This is a genomic window from uncultured Thermomonas sp., assembly GCF_937872235.1.
Classification (GTDB): Bacteria; Pseudomonadota; Gammaproteobacteria; order Xanthomonadales; family Xanthomonadaceae; genus Thermomonas; species Thermomonas beijingensis.
On the sequence record NZ_CALMPC010000021.1, the window covers coordinates 1 to 16,248 of the forward strand.

Sequence of the window (16,248 nt, forward strand, 5' to 3'; positions counted from 1 at the left end):
TACAAGCGCAGGCCGCGCCGTCCGGAAATTTCCACGGCGTGGCCGTCCTCGACATTGTCGGGCTCGGGTTTGAGCTCGATGGCAAGGATCATCCCGGTTTGGCGTACTTCAAGCACGGCCGGATGGCCGGCAAATGCCGCGGCCTGTGCCGCCATGCGCTGGGCTGTGTCGCGGTTGCGTGGCAACACCGCATCGCTGTCGAAAATCGCCAGCGAAGCCAGCGCTGCCGCACAGGCCAGCGGATTGCCGCTGTAACTGTGCGAATGCAGGAAGGCACGCTCGCGCGAATCATCCAAAAATCCGTCGTAAATTTGCTGGGTGGCCAGCACCGCGCACAGTGGCAAGAAACCACCGGTCAGGCCTTTGGACAGGCATAGCAAATCCGGTTGAATGCCGCCTTGTTCACAGGCGAACAGCGTGCCGGTGCGGCCAAAGCCCACCGCGATTTCGTCGGCAATCAGAAGAATACCGTGCGCGTCGCACAGCTCACGCACGCGGCGCAGGTAGTGCGGGTGGTGCATGCGCATGCCGCCGGCGCATTGCACCAAGGGCTCCAAGATAAAGGCACAGATTTCGCCGGCATGGGCCGCGAACAACGCTGCCAAGGCATTGGCAGCGGCCTCGGCACAGGCGCGCGCGCCGGCGTCATCCTGCGTGCCAAATGCATCCGGCGATGGCGCAAACAACACGTCCAGCAGCAGCGGTGCGTACACCCGCCGATACAGCGGCAAATCGCCCATCGACAGCGCACCCAAGGTTTCACCATGGTAGCTGCCTCGCAAGGCTACGAAGCGGGTGCGGCCAGCGATGCCTTGGTTATGAAACCAGTGGTAGGCCATTTTCAGGGCGACTTCGACCCCGGCCGACCCGTTGTCGGCATAGAACACCTTGGCCAAGGGCGCCCGCCCGGCTTGTTGCGGGGCACGCGCAAGCAGGCGTTCGGCCAACTCCACCGCTGGCGCGTGTGAGCAGCCGGCCAAAATCACTTGCTCCAGCGTGCGGGCTTGCTGGCCAATCGCCTGTGCAATGCGGGTCTCGGCGTGGCCGTGGATATTGGTCCACCAACTGCTGACCGCATCCAGTACGTGGCTGCCGTCGTGCCCCACCAGCCACGCGCCCTCGCCGCGTGCCACCGGGAACAGCGGCAGTGCATCGGGGTGTTCGCGCATTTGCGTGCAGGGGTGCCAGAGCACGGCCAAATCGCGCGCACGCCAAGCGTCATCGGCGGCTATCATGGGGGTATCGTGAAGTCCTTTCATCCTGCCATTATCGCCGTCGGGACGGTCGCATGAGCCACCGTTTGCCCATCATCCACGGCATTACCGAGCACGACGCCGGCCCGTACCGGTTGGAGCGGCTTGATCTGGAGTTCTCCAACGGCGAACGCCGCCAGTTCGAGCGCCTGCATGCACGTGGGCATGGCGCGGTGGCCGTGGTACCGATGCTGGATGCCGACACCGTGCTGCTGGTGCGCGAATATGCGGCCGGCGTGCACCGCTATGAGTTGGGGCTGGTGAAGGGGCGGATTGACGCGGGCGAAACCCCCGAGCAGGCCGCCAATCGCGAATTGATGGAAGAGGCCGGCTACGGTGCGCGTGATGTGCGCGTGCTGCGCACCCTGACCTTGGCACCCACCTACATGAGCCACCAAACGCATCTTGTGCTGGCGCAGGAGTTGTATCCGCAGCGTTTGCCCGGGGATGAGCCAGAGCCGCTGGAGTTGGTGCCCTGCAAACTGGCCGAGTTGGATCGGTTGATTTTGCGGGAAGAGTTTTCCGAAGGCCGCAGCATTGCGGCGCTGTTTATTGTCCGCGAATGGCTGAAACAACAACGATGAACCTGGCCCCTTCTTTGCGCGATGGCGTGATTGCGATTGCCCGCGCCGCTGCGGCAGAAATCTTGAATGTGTATGACGGTGAGTTCGCGGTGCAGCACAAAGACGATGCGTCGCCGCTCACCGCCGCCGACCTGGCCGCGCATCGCTGCATCAGCGATGGCCTGCGCGGATTGACGCCGAACATCCCGGTGCTGTCGGAAGAGTCCAGGGACCTCGACATTGCCCAGCGCAGGCAGTGGCACACATTTTGGCTGGTGGATCCGCTGGATGGCACGCGGGAATTCGTCAAGCGCAATGGCGAATTCACCATCAACATCGCCTTGGTCGAACATGGCGCTGCCACCTTTGGTGTGATCCAGCAGCCCGTCACGGGCGGGTTATGGCACGGTGCACCGGGTCAGGGCGCATTCCGCCGCGACGGAGAAATCGATACCGCCATCACCTGCCGCATTCCTGCGGCCACACCGCTGCGGATTGCCGCCAGTCGTTCGCATCGCGATGCACGCACGGAAAACTTGTTGGCCGCGATTCCCGATGCCGATGTGCAGGGCTATGGCTCGGCGCTGAAGTTTTGCAAACTTGCCGAAGGACTGATTGATCTGTATCCGCGCTTTCATCCCACCAGTGAATGGGATACCGCGGCCGGGCAAGCGATTGTGGAAGCGGCAGGTGGCGTGTTGCTGGATTTGCAAGGCCGGCCATTCCGCTACAACCAGCGCGACAGCTTGCTCAATGGCGATTTCATCGCAGTGGGTGACCGTAGTTTGCTGGCGCGCTTGCCGGCATGAGTGGCGGCATCGACCGTTTGCTGGCGATCATGGCCAAGCTGCGCAGCCCCGACGGCGGCTGCCCGTGGGATGTGCAGCAAACCTTCCAGACGATTGCCCCCTACACCATCGAAGAAGCCTACGAAGTGGCCGATGCCATCGACCGCGGCAACATGGCCGACCTCAAGGACGAACTGGGCGACTTGCTGCTGCAGGTGGTGTTTCATGCGCGCATGGCCGAAGAGCAAACGGCCTTTGCATTTGCCGATGTGGTGGATGCCATTTGCGACAAGATGACCCGCCGTCATCCACATGTGTTTGGCGATGCGTACTTTGCCGATGCGCAGGCGCAGTTGGCCGATTGGGAGGCGCGCAAACAGCTCGAACGTGCGGCCAATGGCGATGCCGATACATCCGCGCTGGCCGGTATCGCACGCGGTCTGCCGGAATGGCAGCGCGCCGTGAAATTGCAGAAAAAAGCGGCCAAAGTCGGCTTCGATTGGCCCGGCCCTGCACCGGTATTGGAGAAATTGGCCGAAGAAATCGAAGAGGTGCGCGTGGAGTTTGACGCGGTAGCCGCAAGCCCCGGTGATGCCGCCGCGCGCGACCGACTGGAAGACGAGCTGGGCGATATTTTGTTTGTCTGCGCCAACCTGGCGCGACATGCCGAGGTGGATGTGGGGACTGCCTTGCGCCGCGCCAACCGGAAATTCGAACGCCGCTTCCGGGCAATGGAGACACTGGCAGAAGCAACCGGTGGCTTGGCGGGAAAGTCGCTGCAAGAGCAGGATGCGTTTTGGGAACAAGCCAAAGCGATGGAGCGGCAAGGCTGATGGCGAGTGGCCTGCAGATCCGGTGCAAACAGCCCGCATAGGGGAAAGATAACGATGCGCGCACAGTGGACGGGGTTGCTGATTGTCTTGCTATTGGCACTGCTGCCGGCGCATGCGCAGGTACAGTTGGCGCGCTACCTCAAGCAGGATGCGTATCTCAGTATCAAAATTTCGCCTGACCGCCAGTATTACGCCGTCACCGTGTCGCTGCAACATCGGGTGGGGTTTTGTGATTTTGTGTAAGTCGGATGGTAAGCCAACCTACCGTTTAGATCAGGGACGATAGTTGCCAATATAAGTCGCACCGTCTGGCTTGACTGCATACATTCGACAATCGTGGGCAGCCTCCGAGCAAGCCATGGCAAACTGCAGGCTTGCATCACTGGCGGACAGGGTGCCGGAAGCCGAGCCGTTTGCTGTCTTGGCTACTGGGTGGGCTTGCAAGGCGTCACTCTTGGGGCGGTTGTAGTGGCCAACCACGCGGCATCCGGAATAGTCACAATAGTTCACGGTGCATATGGTGGCATTGCAGGTGATGATTGTGCACCCAGTGGAGCAATTCGTCACTGGTCCTGTTCCTGGTGGGTTCGGGCTGGTTTGTGCAGCGGCGGGCGGTGATGACAAAAACAAAGAGAGCAGCAAGAGCATCGCGCAAAACCCGACAAACTTCGATGCGATGTTCATTGTTGATCATCCATGTTCAGGGTTGAGTGGCAAAACTAGCATGTTCCGGGAGGGGGGGGGCAATGCCTTCGCATCACTCCAGAAAAATCAACCACGCCGCGACCAGAATCAAACCAAAACCGGCCCAGTGGTTCCACTTCAATGCCTGCCCAAGATAGAGCGTGGAAAACCCGGCAAACACCAGTAAGGTGATGACTTCCTGCAGGCCTTTGAGCTGCGGCGCGCTGTATACCGTGCTGCCCATGCGGTTGGCAGGCACCATCAGCAGGTATTCGAAGAACGCGATCCCCCAGCTGATTAAAATGACCTTGGGCAGGGCAACACTGCGATACTTCAGGTGCCCATACCAGGCAAAGGTCATGAACACGTTGGAGCAAACCAGCAGCAGCGGGGTGAGTAGGCGGGCGTAAGGCATATGCGGTAGTGAAGGCGGCAGGGAGGCCAAAGCTTAGCCCCTTCACGCGGCTGCAACCGGCGTGCAGGCATGGTGGGCAAAAACTAGGAATTCGGAACAGGTAGGCGTGTATGCGCGAACAAGAACCGGCAGGGCTGATCCTGATTGTGGAGGACAACCGCAATATTTCAGAGATGGTGGGTGAGTATCTGGAGAGCCGCGGCTTTGAAGTGGATTTCGCCAGCGACGGATTGGACGGCTATCGGCTGGCGACCAGCAATCCGTATGACGCTATCGTGCTGGATTTGATGCTGCCAAGAATGGATGGCATGGAGGTGTGCAGGCGGCTGCGTGAGGACGCTCGCAAGACCACGCCCATCCTGATGCTGACAGCACGTGACACGTTGGATGAAAAACTCAATGGCCTGTCATCCGGGGCGGATGACTACCTGACCAAGCCATTTGCCATTCGCGAGTTGGAGGCCCGCTTGCGTGTGCTGATTCGGCGTGATCATCGGATGATTGGCGCTGAGATCCTGCAGGTGGGAGATTTGCGCCTGGATCCGGCGACGCACCGGGTGTCGCGTGCCGGGCACACCCTGCAGTTATCCCCCACGGCGATACGCTTGCTCGGCATTTTGATGCGTGAGTCGCCGCGGGTGGTGAGCAGGCAGGATATCGAGCGTGAAATCTGGGGTAATGATTTGCCTGATTCAGACACTCTGCGCAGCCATCTTTACAACTTGCGCAAAGTGGTCGACAAGCCCTTTGAACAGCCCTTGCTACATACCGTGCAAAGCGCTGGCTATCGGGTCGCGGCGTTGGCTGGTTGAGCCGTCACGATGGCGATACCAGAGCAACACATCGTTGCCACATCCGCTTCGCAAGATGCAGTGAGTGCGGTACGCGAACATGAATTCACGCATGCCGCCAGCCATGAATTACGCACGCCCTTGACCGTGATTCGGGTGGCTAGTGATCTGTTGGCGCATGACCATGGGTTGTCGTGTTCGTCGCGACGCTCATTGGAGAGAATTCAGGCGGCCGTCGGGGATATGGAGGCCATCCTTGATGCCTTGCTGTTGTTGGCGCGCGCGGAAGATTGCGCGTTGGTCTATGTCGATTTTCCTGTGCGCGAGGTGGTGCAACAGGAGTTGGAGCGTGTGCGCCCCGCGCTGCAGGCCAAGGGTCTGAATCTGCAATGGGTCGAGGAGGCGACGCCCAGCGTGCACGCGCCACCGCGTGTGCTGCAAGTGATCTTGGGCAATCTGTTGGCCAATGCGGTGCGGTTCACCGATCTTGGTGAGGTGCGGGTGCGGGTGTGCGCAGACCGGGTGCTGGTGGAAGACACCGGCATTGGTATGGACGCACAGGCACTGGCACAGGCGCATGCAGCGTTTTTCTGTGCGCGTGCGGGGGTCGCCGGTGGGCCAGGCTTGGGGCTGTCGGTGGCGCATCGGCTGGCGGTGCGCTGCGGCTGGTCGATCCGGCTGGAAAGCACGCTGGGTTGCGGGACCCGCGCCAGTATTGTATTTGCGCCTTCCGTGCTGGCCTGACTACCCGGCGGCAAGGGTTGGGAGACGGGCGCGTGGCAACGCGCTGTCAACCAAATGCATACTGGTGCGTTCTGATTCCAGATACCCTCCCAAACCCTGTCCAAAGCCCGCATGAGCCAGTCATCACGTTCCAGGAGTTTTTCCCCTTTGCGCAAGATTGCCGTGGCTGCGGCCGTAGTCGCAGCGCTGGCAGCGGGCGGCTATTACTGGAGTAAACATAAAGCTGCCGATGCTGCCGGCGGTTACCGCACAGAGACCGTGCAGCGCGGTGATATTCGGGTGGCGATTTCCGCCACCGGTACGCTCAGTGCCATTACCACGGTGACGGTGGGTAGCCAGATTTCCGGGCAGGTGACCGATGTGCTGGTGGACTTCAATTCGCCAGTGAAGAAGGGCGACATCCTTGCCAAAATCGACCCGTCCACGTATCAGGCCCAGCTGGAGCAGGGCAATGCGCAGATCGCCAGTGCGCGTGCGCAATTGGCGCAGGCGCAGGCCACCTTGCGCAATGCCAGCGCGGACTTTCAGCGTAAATCCGACTTGGCAGCGCAAAAACTAATCGCTCGCAGTGATCTGGATTTGTCACGCACTAGCCGTGATCAGGCGCAGGCGCAGGTGAACTCGGCGCAAGCGCTGATCCGGCAACAATCGGCAGCGTTGAAGACCACCGAGGTCAATATCGGACGTGCGGTGATTCGCTCGCCAGTGGATGGCGTGGTGCTGACCCGCACCATCGACCCTGGCCAAACCGTGGCCGCCAGCTTCTCCGCGCCGGTGTTGTTCACCATTGCCGAAGATCTTTCCAAGATGAAGATTGAATTGGCGGTGGATGAATCCGACATCGGCCAAGTCAGAGAAGGCCAGACGGTGAGTTTTACCGCCGATGCCTTCCCGAATCGGCAATTTGCCGGCGTGGTCAAGCAAGTGCGGATGGCGGCGACCACCACCAATAACGTGGTGACCTATGCGGTGGTGGTCAGCGTGGACAATAGCGATGGCACCCTGTTGCCGGGGTTGACCGTCAATGCACAGATTGAAGTCAGCAAGCGCGATGGTGTGCTCAAGGTGGGCAATGCTGCCCTGCGTTTCAAGCCGGCTGATGGCTCGCCGTTGGCGGACATGAAGCCAGACGGTGCGGCACCCGGCGGCAGTAATGGCGGACGCGGCGCGGGGATGGGCGAAGATCTGCAAAATCTGGCCGCCACGTTGAGTTTGAAGCCGGAGCAGAAAGCCGCGTTTGATGCGGCCTTGGAAGAAATGCAGCGCAAGCAAGCCGAGCGTGCCGCGCAGGTGCAATCAGGCAGCCCTCAACAAGGGGGAGGCAGCCGCTTGTTTGGCGGCGCAGGCATGGGTGGGCCGCGTCGCAGTGGTGGCGGCGACGCCAACATGATGGCGCAGATGCGTGCCCGCATGCGTGACCGCATGAGCCAGCAATTCTCGGCATTTGCCGCGACCCTGGATGATGCCCAGCGTGGCAAATGGAATGCTGGCATGGATGCGCAAATCAATGCCAAACGAGTGATGGCCTACAAACTGGTCAATGGCAAGCCGCAGGCAGTGATGCTCAAGGTGGGGGCCAGTGACGGCACTGCTACCGAAGTCTCGGGGCGCAGCATCAAGGAAGGCGACACGCTCATTTCTGGCGAACGTGCGGCGACGGAGAGCAAGTGATGGCTGACACCGTTCCGGTGATCTTGACCCACCAACTTGGCAAGGTGTATGCCGCCGGTACCGAGGCGGAAGTGGTGGCCCTGCAAGACGTCAATCTGCGTATCGAGCGTGGCGAGTTTGTGGCCATCATGGGGCCGTCTGGCTCGGGCAAGTCCACCTTGATGAACTTGTTGGGCTGCCTGGATACACCCACCAGTGGCCGCTGCGAATGCGATGGTGTGGATGTGGCGACGCTGGATGCCGAGCAATTGGCAAAGCTGAGGCGCGACAAGATTGGATTTGTGTTTCAGGGCTTTCATCTACTGCCACGCATGAATGCCACCGACAACGTGGCGATGCCAATGGGTTACGCGCAAATCCCGCCGGCCGAGCGGCGGCGGCGTGCTTTGGCCGCGCTGCAGGCCGTGGGTCTGGGCGCCCGTGCCGACCATTTCCCGAATGAACTCTCTGGCGGCCAGCAGCAGCGCGTGGCGATCGCCCGCGCGCTGGTCAACCACCCGCCGATCCTGTTGGCCGATGAACCCACCGGCGCGCTGGACAGCAAGACCGGCGAGGAGATCCTGACCCTGTTCAAACGTTTGCGCGATGACGGCCATACCGTGATCCTGATTACCCACGATGCACAAGTAGCCACACATGCCGACCGTACCTTTGTGATGCACGATGGTCGGTTGCAAGCGCAAACAGAGGCGGAGGCCGCATGAGCTTCACTGACATCCTGCGCACTGCGTTTTTCGCCCTGCGCGGCAACTGGATGCGCAGTGCGCTGACTTCGCTGGGCGTGATCATCGGTATTGCGGCGGTGATCGTGATGGTGTCGATTGGGCAGGGCACGCAGGCCGAGATCGACAAGATGGTGTCAGGCCTTGGCTCGCAGCGGCTGGATATCGGCAGTGCCGGCGGCATGGGGCCGGGTGGCGCACGCATGGCGCAGGGTAGCCGCTGGTCACTCAACGAAGGCGATGTGGAGGCCATTCGCAATGAAGTACCGGAGGTGCAATACGTGGCCGGTTCGTTGCGCGGCGGCAGTCAGGTGGTGTTTGCCGAAAACAATGCCTCTACCCAATGGCAGGGCGTGCAAGCCGATTGGTTTGCGATCAACGATTGGCAGATTGTGCAGGGTCAGGGCTTTGATACCCCCGACTACGGCGGCAGCAGCAAGCCGGTGATTCTGGGCGAAACCGTGCGCAAAACCTTGTTTGGCGATGAAAGCGGGATCGGTCAAAGCATTCGCCTGGGTCGGGTTCCGTTCACCGTGGTCGGCATCCTGGGCAGCAAGGGGCAGGGCGGTTTCGGGCAGGACCAAGACGATATCGTGGTCGTGCCACTGGAAACCGCACGCCGCCGGTTGTCCACCGCGCAAGGCATGCCGCCCGGCGCCGTGCAGTCAATTGCCGTGGGGGTGGACGACGCCAAGCATCTGGATGCCGCGCAGGCCGCGATCGAGGATTTGCTGCGTCAACGGCACAAGATTCAGCCGGGCGCGGACGATGACTTCGCGGTGCGCAATATCAGCCAGATCGTGGCCACCCGTACCGCCACCACCAATCTGATGTCCAAGCTGCTGGGCGCAGTGGCCGGCATCTGCCTGATCATTGGTGGCATCGGCATCATGAACATCATGTTGGTCTCGGTGACAGAGCGCATCCGTGAAATCGGCTTGCGCATGGCGGTGGGCGCCGGCCCGCGCGATGTGCGCCTGCAATTTCTGGCGGAGGCCATGCTGATTTCGCTGATCGGCGGCATTATCGGCATTGGCATCGGTGTAGTCGGTGCATTGTTGGTCGGCAAATTCGGTGATTTGCCGGTACAGCTCAATGCCAAAGTGATATTGCTCGCGGCTACGTTCTCCATTTGCACGGGGCTGTTTTTTGGCTACTACCCAGCGCGCAAAGCCAGCTTGCTCGATCCCATTGATGCACTGCGGTCGCAGTAATCGCGTGGCCTTTGCAATTCCTTAACGGACGGCGGGTGTGGGGCTTGTGGCAAAATGACCGCTTGCCCCGCCGGATCTGATCCATTCCATGCCCGATTGCAAGCCTGCTTCAGTTGCCACCACGCGAGTGTTTGCACGTGGCTGATCTCTATGGGCACCTGCCGCGCGGGCCTGCGGGCGTGTTGCGCGCTGCCAAATGGTCAATGTTGGGTCTGCGTGCCGCATGGCTGCACGAGTCCTCTTTTCGCCTTGAGGTCTGTCTGTTTGCGGTGCTTGGCCCGGTGGGCTGGTACTTGGGCGCAACCGGTGTCGAGCGTGTGCTGCTGATCGGCAGTTGCCTGTTGGTGCTGGCGATGGAGCTGATGAATTCTTCGATGGAGGCGGTGATCGAGCGCTATGGCTCTGAACACCACGAACTGGCCGGTCGCGCCAAGGATATGGGGTCGGCAGCGGTGTTTGTGCTGATGATGAACGTAGTGCTGGTGTGGGCGGTGTTGTTGGGCCCGCGCGTATTGCACGGTTGACGGGATGAGTAGCACATGGATCTGAGTTTTCTGGCTTCCCCTGACGCATGGCTCACCCTCGTCACCCTGAGCGCATTGGAAATCGTGCTGGGCATTGATAATTTGGTGTTCATCTCCATTGCCGTCAGTCGCCTGCCCGAGCATCGCAAGCCTACTGCTCGCAAATTGGGTATTGCGGTCGCTTGTATCACCCGCATCCTGTTGCTGGTGACCTTGGCGCACCTGGCACGCATGGGGAAAGACCTGTTTGCGTTGTTTGGGATGGGGATTTCGATTCGCGATCTGGTGTTGATCATCGGGGGGGCTTTCTTGTTGGTGAAGGGGGCTTTGGAGATCCGTGATCTGATTACCGGCGGTGATGACGAAGACCCGCGCACCACCAAGGCATCAGCGGTATTTGGCATGGTGATCGCACAGATTGCGGTGATTGACATCGTGTTCTCGCTGGATTCGGTCATTACCGCTGTCGGCATCGCACAACACATTCCGATCATGGTGTTCGCAATCTTGGCCGCGGTCGCCATCATGCTGCTGGCGGCCAACCCGCTGGGCGCATTTATTGACGCCAATCCCACCGTAAAAATGCTGGCGCTGGCGTTCATCCTGCTGGTCGGTGCCGTGCTCATCCTGGATGGACTGGAAGTACACGTACCCAAGCCATACATCTACTTCGCCATGGCCTTCTCGGTATTGGTTGAATGGCTGAACCTGCTGATGCGGCGCAAAGCGGCTTCGCATCACGTGCCGGGTGCGGGCGAGTGGTAAGCCCCCGCGGCGTTACTTGATCAGGAACCAGGATGCACATGCCCTATCTGCACCAGATTGACCCCATTGCCGTCTCGCTGGGGCCGCTGAAAGTCCATTGGTATGGGCTGATGTACTTGCTTGGTTTTGTCGTGGCATGGTGGCTGGGTCGGCGGCGCGTGCGTGCAGGGCGGTTGCCCGGCGTGGATGACAACGGGTTCGGCGACTTGATGTTCTATTCGATGCTGGGTGTGGTGCTGGGTGGGCGCATTGGCTACATCGTGTTTTACGACCTCAGTGAGTTCCTCAAGGACCCACTGATGATCGTGCGGGTCTGGCAAGGCGGCATGAGCTTCCATGGCGGCCTGCTGGGCGTGTTGGCCGCCGTTGCTTGGTGGTCGCGCAAGCATCATCTGCATTTTTTCGACACCGTGGATTTCATGGCACCACTGGTGCCGGCCGGCCTGGGGTTTGGCCGAATCGGCAACTACATTGGTGGCGAGTTGTGGGGCAAGCCCACTGCCGGAACCGTGTTCGATGGCTGGGGTGTGATCTTCCCGCGTGCGCTGCCCGAGCCGTTTGCGTCGATGGATGCGGCGACACTGCGTAGCTATTTCGAAAGTGGTGCCCTCAATGGGTTTGCGCGCCATCCATCGCAGTTGTATCAAGCGGCGCTGGAGGGCTTGGTGATGTTTTGCGTGCTGGTCTGGTTCTCGGCCAAACCGCGCCCCCGTTATGCAGTCTCTGGCATGTTTGCACTGCTGTATGGCAGCTTCCGGTTCTTGGTCGAGTTTGTGCGTGAGCCAGACGCGCAATTGGGTTATTTGGCCTTCGGTTGGGTGACGATGGGACAGGTGCTGAGTACGCCGCTGATCTTGCTGGGTCTATTCTGGCTGTGGCACTCACGCCGTGCGCCCACCTTGCAACCTGACGTGCGCTGATGCAGGCCTACCTCGCCCTGTTGCGGCATGTGCTGGAGCACGGCAGCGAAAAGGCCGACCGCACCGGCACCGGCACGCGCAGCGTGTTTGGCTGGCAGATGCGCTTCGATCTGAGCCAGGGCTTCCCGCTGGTGACTACCAAGAAACTGCACCTGCGCGCGATCATCCACGAGCTGCTGTGGTTCTTGCAGGGCAGTACCAATATTGCGTATCTGCGCGACAACAAGGTCAGCATCTGGGACGAATGGGCCGATGCCGATGGCGAGCTGGGCCCGGTGTATGGCAAGCAGTGGCGCAGTTGGAAGGGTGCCAATGGCCAGACCATCGACCAAATCCAGTGGGTGGTGGATGAAATCCGCCGCAACCCGGATTCGCGACGCTTGATCGTCAGCGCATGGAATGTGGCCGACTTGCCGCAGATGGCGCTGATGCCCTGCCATAGTCTGTTCCAGTTCTACGTGGCCGATGGCAAGCTCAGTTGCCAGCTCTACCAGCGCAGTGGCGACATCTTCCTGGGGGTGCCATTCAATATCGCCAGCTATGCTTTGTTGACCCACATGGTGGCGCAGGTGTGCGGTTTGGGTGTGGGTGATTTCGTACACACCTTGGGGGATGCGCACCTGTATTCCAACCATTTTGAACAGGCGCGTGAGCAGCTGGCGCGGGCACCGCGTGGGTTGCCGCAGCTGAGATTGAATAACGAAGTGAAGAATATCTTCGCCTTCCGATACGAGGACATTGCGATCGAGGGCTATACCCCGCACCCGCCGATCAGGGCTCCGGTAGCGGTGTAACTCATTCCGGTGGCCTCGTGCGTCCCTCCCCCGAGGTGCTGAATGTTGACCACCCAACCGGCGATGGCTGCGCATGCGGACCGCATGCGCGAGACCCATTCGACAACGGGCCATGCACGCCTATCGCGCACACTGCATGCACTGTCCTGCATCGTGCCTTGCTACAACGAAGCCGAAAATCTGCAACGGTTACTGCCGCTACTGCAGGCACAACTGGCACAGGTGGCCGAGCGTTGGGAAATCGTGCTGGTGGATGACGGCAGCACCGACGCCAGTGCGCAATTCATGGCGCAATGGGCGCAGCAAGACGGGGTGCGGGTGGTGCAACTGTCGCGTAATTTTGGCAAGGAAGCTGCGCTTACCGCAGGCCTGCAAGCGGCGGCGGGCGATGTGGTGATGATGATGGATGCTGACATGCAGCACCCGTTATCACTGATCGAGACCTTCGTGCGGCATTGGTGTGCAGGTGCCGATGTGGTGTATGCCGTGCGCGAGCACCGCGATGGCGAGAGCTGGTTCAAGCGCATCGGATCGGGTTGGTTTTATGGGGTGGTCAACCGCAATAGCCGTTTCAGGGTCCCGCCAAACGCTGGTGATTTCCGCTTGATGGATCGCACGGTGGTGCAGGCATTGCTTGCCATGCCCGAGCGCAACCGCTTCATGAAAGGCCTGTATGCCTGGGTTGGGTTTGAGGCGGTGGCGGTGCCATACCTGCCCGAGCAGCGTGCGCATGGGCATAGCCATTTCAGCAAGTTCCAGCTGTTTCGATTGGCATTGGATGGCCTGTTTGCATTCACCTTGTGGCCGCTGCGGACGGTGATTTTTCTGGGGTGTCTCATGGCATTGGCAGCCTTTGCCTACGGCGCGTATTTGACCGGCGTGTATCTTGTTTTTGGCCATCAGGTGAGCGGTTGGACCACGATTGTGGTGAGTCTGATGCTGTTTTCCGGCATTCAACTGGTATCGCTGGGCGTGGTCGGCGAGTACGTGGGGCGTATTTATGAGGAGGCCAAGCGCCGCCCTATTTTTGTAGTCAAACGTGCACTAGGGCAGGGCTTGCGAGGTGAATCATGAGCACGCCGCCGCTGAAGCGATGGGATACGGCGATCGTGCTGGGGATTGTCCTGTTGTGGCTGGCCGCCACCGCATGGATGCGGCCATTGATGCATCCGGATGAAGGGCGCTATGCCACGGTTGCGTGGGAAATGTTGCGCTCGGGCGATTGGCTGACTCCCACCCTTGACGGCATGCCGTTCTTCCACAAGCCGCCGTTGTTTTATTGGATCACGGCTGCGGCATTATGGTTGCTTGGGCCGATCGAAATTGCAGCCCGGACGGCATCGTTATTGGGTGCCAGTTTGGGTGCGATTGCGTTGTATCTATTTACCCGGCGGTGGTGCGGGCTGCTGCTTGCACGGCGCAGCTTGCTAGTGCTGCTGGTCTTGCCCATGTATTTCGCGGCAGCCCAATTTGCCAACCTGGACATGTTGGTGGCCGGCTGCATCACGGCCACCATTCTGGCATTGGCGGATGCCGCGCTGTGCTTCGAACAAGGGTGCAGCTACCGGCGCATGTTGTGGTTGGCCTATGCGCTGGCTGGCTTGGGATTGCTGGCCAAGGGGCTGATTGGCTTTGTGATTCCAGCGATGGTGATCGGCCTGTGGGTGTTGCTGCGCTGGCGCTGGCGAACGCTGTGGGCACTGGTTTCGGTGCCGGGGCTTATGCTGCTGTTGGCGATCACTGCGCCGTGGTTTATCGCCATGCAGCAGCGTTTCGATGGATTTTTGCACTATTTCTTCGTGGTGCAGCACTTCCAGCGATTTGCGGCGACCGGATTCAATAATGTGCAGCCGTGGTGGTTCTATCCAGCGGTGTTGGCACTTTGCAGCTTTCCTGCAGTGTTGTGGTTGCGGCGCATGCTGACGCGTGACTACTTCACCACTACTGACACACCGGGCGCGGTGCGCTTGTTGATGGGGTTGTCAGTGGGGTGTGTGCTGCTGTTCTTTTCGATTCCGCAGTCGAAATTGCTGGGTTATATCTTGCCAGCGCTACCTGCACTGGCTTGGCTGATCGCCGATGCAAGCTACCTTGCGGTTGAAACCACTGCACGCAAGCAACGTTGGGTCATCACCTTGGCAGTCAGTGCGCTAGTGGGGTTGATCGCTGTCATTGGGTTGAGCATTGACACAAGGCATTCCTCCAAACCGCTTGGCGTGGCACTGCGTGCGCATTACCAGGCGGGCCAGTCGGTCTATATGCTCAAGGATTATTTGTATGCGGTACCGTTCTACGCGCGCTTGCGACAGCCGGTATTTGATGTGGACGATTGGAACGACCCTGAGATTGCACGTCGCGACACTTGGCGCAAGGAAATTGCAGATGCGGGTAGTTTTGCACCCGCATTGGCGAAGCGGCTTCTACTGTTCCCGCAGGCATTGCCCGCTGCGTTATGTCACGGTGGCGTGGCGTGGGTAGTGGGCGCAGAGGATGCAATCAAGGACTATCCGTTTCTCGCGCAAGCACAGGTGATCACTACCAATAATCGGCAAGTCGTTTGGCGGGTGGATCCTGCGCAGCATACGCAGTTTGTGGCATTGGGTTGCCCGCGCGGCTCGCTGGCAGGCCATGGATCTGCGCAATGAATGTGGCTGTTGCACAGGATGCTAATGGGCCGCGAGTGTGCCTGTGCGTGGATGATTTTGGTCTGCATGATGGAATCAATCATGCGGTGTTTGCATTATTGCGTTTGCAACGGGTGCAAGCAGTATCCGTGATGGTAGGCGGTAGTACTTGGGAGCAGGGTGCACGCGCATTGCGCCGGTATGATCCGCAACAGTTGGACGTGGGCTTGCACCTGGATCTGACCGAATGCCCGCTGCCGCCGATGGCGAAGCAAACGCATCGGCATTTGTTGCTGCGTGTCTACTCCAGAAGTTTGGATGCACACGCTCTGCGTGACCAGATCGACGCCCAACTGGATGCCTTCGAGCAGGCGATGGGGCATGCCCCCGTGTATGTGGATGGGCATCAGCATGTGCATCAATTGCCGATGATCCGCGACGCATTGTTGCAGGTCATCGCGCATCGCTACCCGGTCAACCCGCCGTGGTTGCGTTCTACTCGAAGTCCGCAGGCCGCGGCCCATTTGGATTTGCGTACCCAATTCAAGAGTCGGATCATTGATTTACTGGGCAATCACGCGCTCAGTGCAAGGGCGAAGCGGATCGGCGTGCAGCAAAATGCAAGATTGCTGGGTGTTTATGATTTTCGCGGGGATGCCGCGAGTTATCGCCGACGGGTGCAATACTGGTTGTCTGCTGCCGAAGACGGTGATGTATTGATGTGCCATCCTGGCCTGCCATCGCATATGCAAGATGCCATTGCAGCTGCCCGGCATGTGGAGTTTGCAATGCTGCTGGCGCCCGAATTCGAAGCAATGCTGGCGGCCGCACAAGTACGCCTGCTACCGATGAGTCGGATTTTGGCCAATCCCCGCTAGTCGCAACTTGGCGCAGGGTTGTTTATGTTGTGCGGCTTGCCCGATCTGGGGCGTCGCCCGCATGA

At 60.1% G+C, this 16,248-nt stretch carries 19 protein-coding genes; 16 read left to right on the forward strand and 3 right to left on the reverse strand.

What is annotated here, in order from left to right; all coding sequences use genetic code 11:
• Positions 1–1,259, reverse strand: a 1,259-nt coding sequence (bioA, locus tag QWB57_RS02105) for an adenosylmethionine--8-amino-7-oxononanoate transaminase (RefSeq protein WP_288968131.1), incomplete at its 3' end; no start/stop codon positions are given.
• Positions 1,260–1,288: 29 nt separating this feature from the next.
• Here bioA and nudE point away from each other — a divergent pair.
• Genes nudE through QWB57_RS02125 form a run of 4 tightly spaced genes read left to right on the forward strand, consistent with a single transcriptional unit; the run spans position 1,289 to position 3,680 of the window.
• Positions 1,289–1,837, forward strand: coding sequence for an ADP compounds hydrolase NudE (gene nudE / locus QWB57_RS02110; RefSeq protein WP_288968132.1), 549 nt, complete (start codon positions 1,289–1,291; stop codon positions 1,835–1,837).
• Positions 1,834–2,625 carry a 3'(2'),5'-bisphosphate nucleotidase CysQ gene (gene cysQ, locus QWB57_RS02115; RefSeq protein WP_288968133.1) on the forward strand — a complete coding sequence of 264 codons (792 nt, stop codon included), beginning with the start codon at positions 1,834–1,836 and terminating at the stop codon, positions 2,623–2,625. The genes nudE and cysQ overlap by 4 nt, the downstream gene beginning before the upstream one ends.
• The gene (mazG, locus tag QWB57_RS02120) at positions 2,622–3,437 is read left to right on the forward strand and encodes a nucleoside triphosphate pyrophosphohydrolase (protein ID WP_288968135.1); all 816 of its coding nucleotides are present in this window, start codon (positions 2,622–2,624) and stop codon (positions 3,435–3,437) included. The genes cysQ and mazG overlap by 4 nt, the downstream gene beginning before the upstream one ends.
• A gap of 54 nt (positions 3,438–3,491) precedes the next feature.
• Positions 3,492–3,680 carry a hypothetical protein gene (locus QWB57_RS02125; protein WP_288968137.1) on the forward strand — a complete coding sequence of 63 codons (189 nt, stop codon included), beginning with the start codon at positions 3,492–3,494 and terminating at the stop codon, positions 3,678–3,680.
• 30 nt (positions 3,681–3,710) lie between these two features.
• Here QWB57_RS02125 and QWB57_RS02130 read toward each other — a convergent pair whose 3' ends face one another.
• The gene (locus tag QWB57_RS02130; RefSeq protein WP_288968139.1) at positions 3,711–4,121 is read right to left on the reverse strand and encodes a hypothetical protein; all 411 of its coding nucleotides are present in this window, start codon (positions 4,119–4,121) and stop codon (positions 3,711–3,713) included.
• Between the two features lie 73 nt (positions 4,122–4,194).
• Entirely contained in the window at positions 4,195–4,536 is a 342-nt protein-coding gene (locus QWB57_RS02135; RefSeq protein WP_223627917.1) for a DMT family protein, read from the reverse strand.
• Positions 4,537–4,646: 110 nt separating this feature from the next.
• Here QWB57_RS02135 and QWB57_RS02140 point away from each other — a divergent pair, with 110 nt between their 5' ends.
• The 12 genes from QWB57_RS02140 to QWB57_RS02195 all read left to right on the forward strand — a co-directional run bounded on the left by QWB57_RS02140 (position 4,647) and on the right by QWB57_RS02195 (position 16,183).
• A complete protein-coding gene (locus QWB57_RS02140) occupies positions 4,647–5,348 on the forward strand; it encodes a response regulator transcription factor (RefSeq protein WP_288968141.1) in 702 nt (233 codons plus the stop codon).
• A gap of 9 nt (positions 5,349–5,357) precedes the next feature.
• The gene (locus QWB57_RS02145) at positions 5,358–6,071 is read left to right on the forward strand and encodes a HAMP domain-containing sensor histidine kinase (RefSeq protein WP_223627923.1); all 714 of its coding nucleotides are present in this window, start codon (positions 5,358–5,360) and stop codon (positions 6,069–6,071) included.
• Between the two features lie 111 nt (positions 6,072–6,182).
• Complete coding sequence (locus QWB57_RS02150) at positions 6,183–7,742, forward strand: efflux RND transporter periplasmic adaptor subunit (RefSeq protein WP_223627925.1); 1,560 nt, start codon at positions 6,183–6,185, stop codon at positions 7,740–7,742.
• Positions 7,742–8,446 (forward strand): ABC transporter ATP-binding protein, encoded by a 705-nt coding sequence (locus QWB57_RS02155; protein WP_223627927.1) that lies wholly within the window; start codon positions 7,742–7,744, stop codon positions 8,444–8,446. The genes QWB57_RS02150 and QWB57_RS02155 overlap by 1 nt, the downstream gene beginning before the upstream one ends.
• Entirely contained in the window at positions 8,443–9,678 is a 1,236-nt protein-coding gene (locus tag QWB57_RS02160) for an ABC transporter permease (protein ID WP_223627929.1), read from the forward strand. Before QWB57_RS02155 ends, QWB57_RS02160 begins: the two co-directional genes overlap by 4 nt.
• A gap of 137 nt (positions 9,679–9,815) precedes the next feature.
• Positions 9,816–10,202 (forward strand): diacylglycerol kinase, encoded by a 387-nt coding sequence (locus tag QWB57_RS02165; RefSeq protein WP_223627931.1) that lies wholly within the window; start codon positions 9,816–9,818, stop codon positions 10,200–10,202.
• A gap of 15 nt (positions 10,203–10,217) precedes the next feature.
• Positions 10,218–10,967, forward strand: coding sequence for a TerC family protein (locus QWB57_RS02170; protein WP_288968142.1), 750 nt, complete (start codon positions 10,218–10,220; stop codon positions 10,965–10,967).
• A 38-nt stretch (positions 10,968–11,005) separates the two neighbouring features.
• Positions 11,006–11,887, forward strand: coding sequence for a prolipoprotein diacylglyceryl transferase (gene lgt, locus QWB57_RS02175; RefSeq protein ID WP_223627936.1), 882 nt, complete (start codon positions 11,006–11,008; stop codon positions 11,885–11,887).
• Positions 11,887–12,681, forward strand: a complete 795-nt coding sequence (locus QWB57_RS02180; protein ID WP_288968143.1) for a thymidylate synthase — start codon at positions 11,887–11,889, stop codon at positions 12,679–12,681. Before lgt ends, QWB57_RS02180 begins: the two co-directional genes overlap by 1 nt.
• A gap of 42 nt (positions 12,682–12,723) precedes the next feature.
• The gene (locus QWB57_RS02185; RefSeq protein WP_288968144.1) at positions 12,724–13,755 is read left to right on the forward strand and encodes a glycosyltransferase family 2 protein; all 1,032 of its coding nucleotides are present in this window, start codon (positions 12,724–12,726) and stop codon (positions 13,753–13,755) included.
• Positions 13,752–15,326 carry a glycosyltransferase family 39 protein gene (locus tag QWB57_RS02190; RefSeq protein ID WP_288968145.1) on the forward strand — a complete coding sequence of 525 codons (1,575 nt, stop codon included), beginning with the start codon at positions 13,752–13,754 and terminating at the stop codon, positions 15,324–15,326. Before QWB57_RS02185 ends, QWB57_RS02190 begins: the two co-directional genes overlap by 4 nt.
• On the forward strand, positions 15,323–16,183 hold the full coding sequence (locus QWB57_RS02195) for a ChbG/HpnK family deacetylase (protein WP_288968147.1): 861 nt from the start codon (positions 15,323–15,325) through the stop codon (positions 16,181–16,183). The genes QWB57_RS02190 and QWB57_RS02195 overlap by 4 nt, the downstream gene beginning before the upstream one ends.
• Positions 16,184–16,248 lie beyond the last annotated feature (65 nt).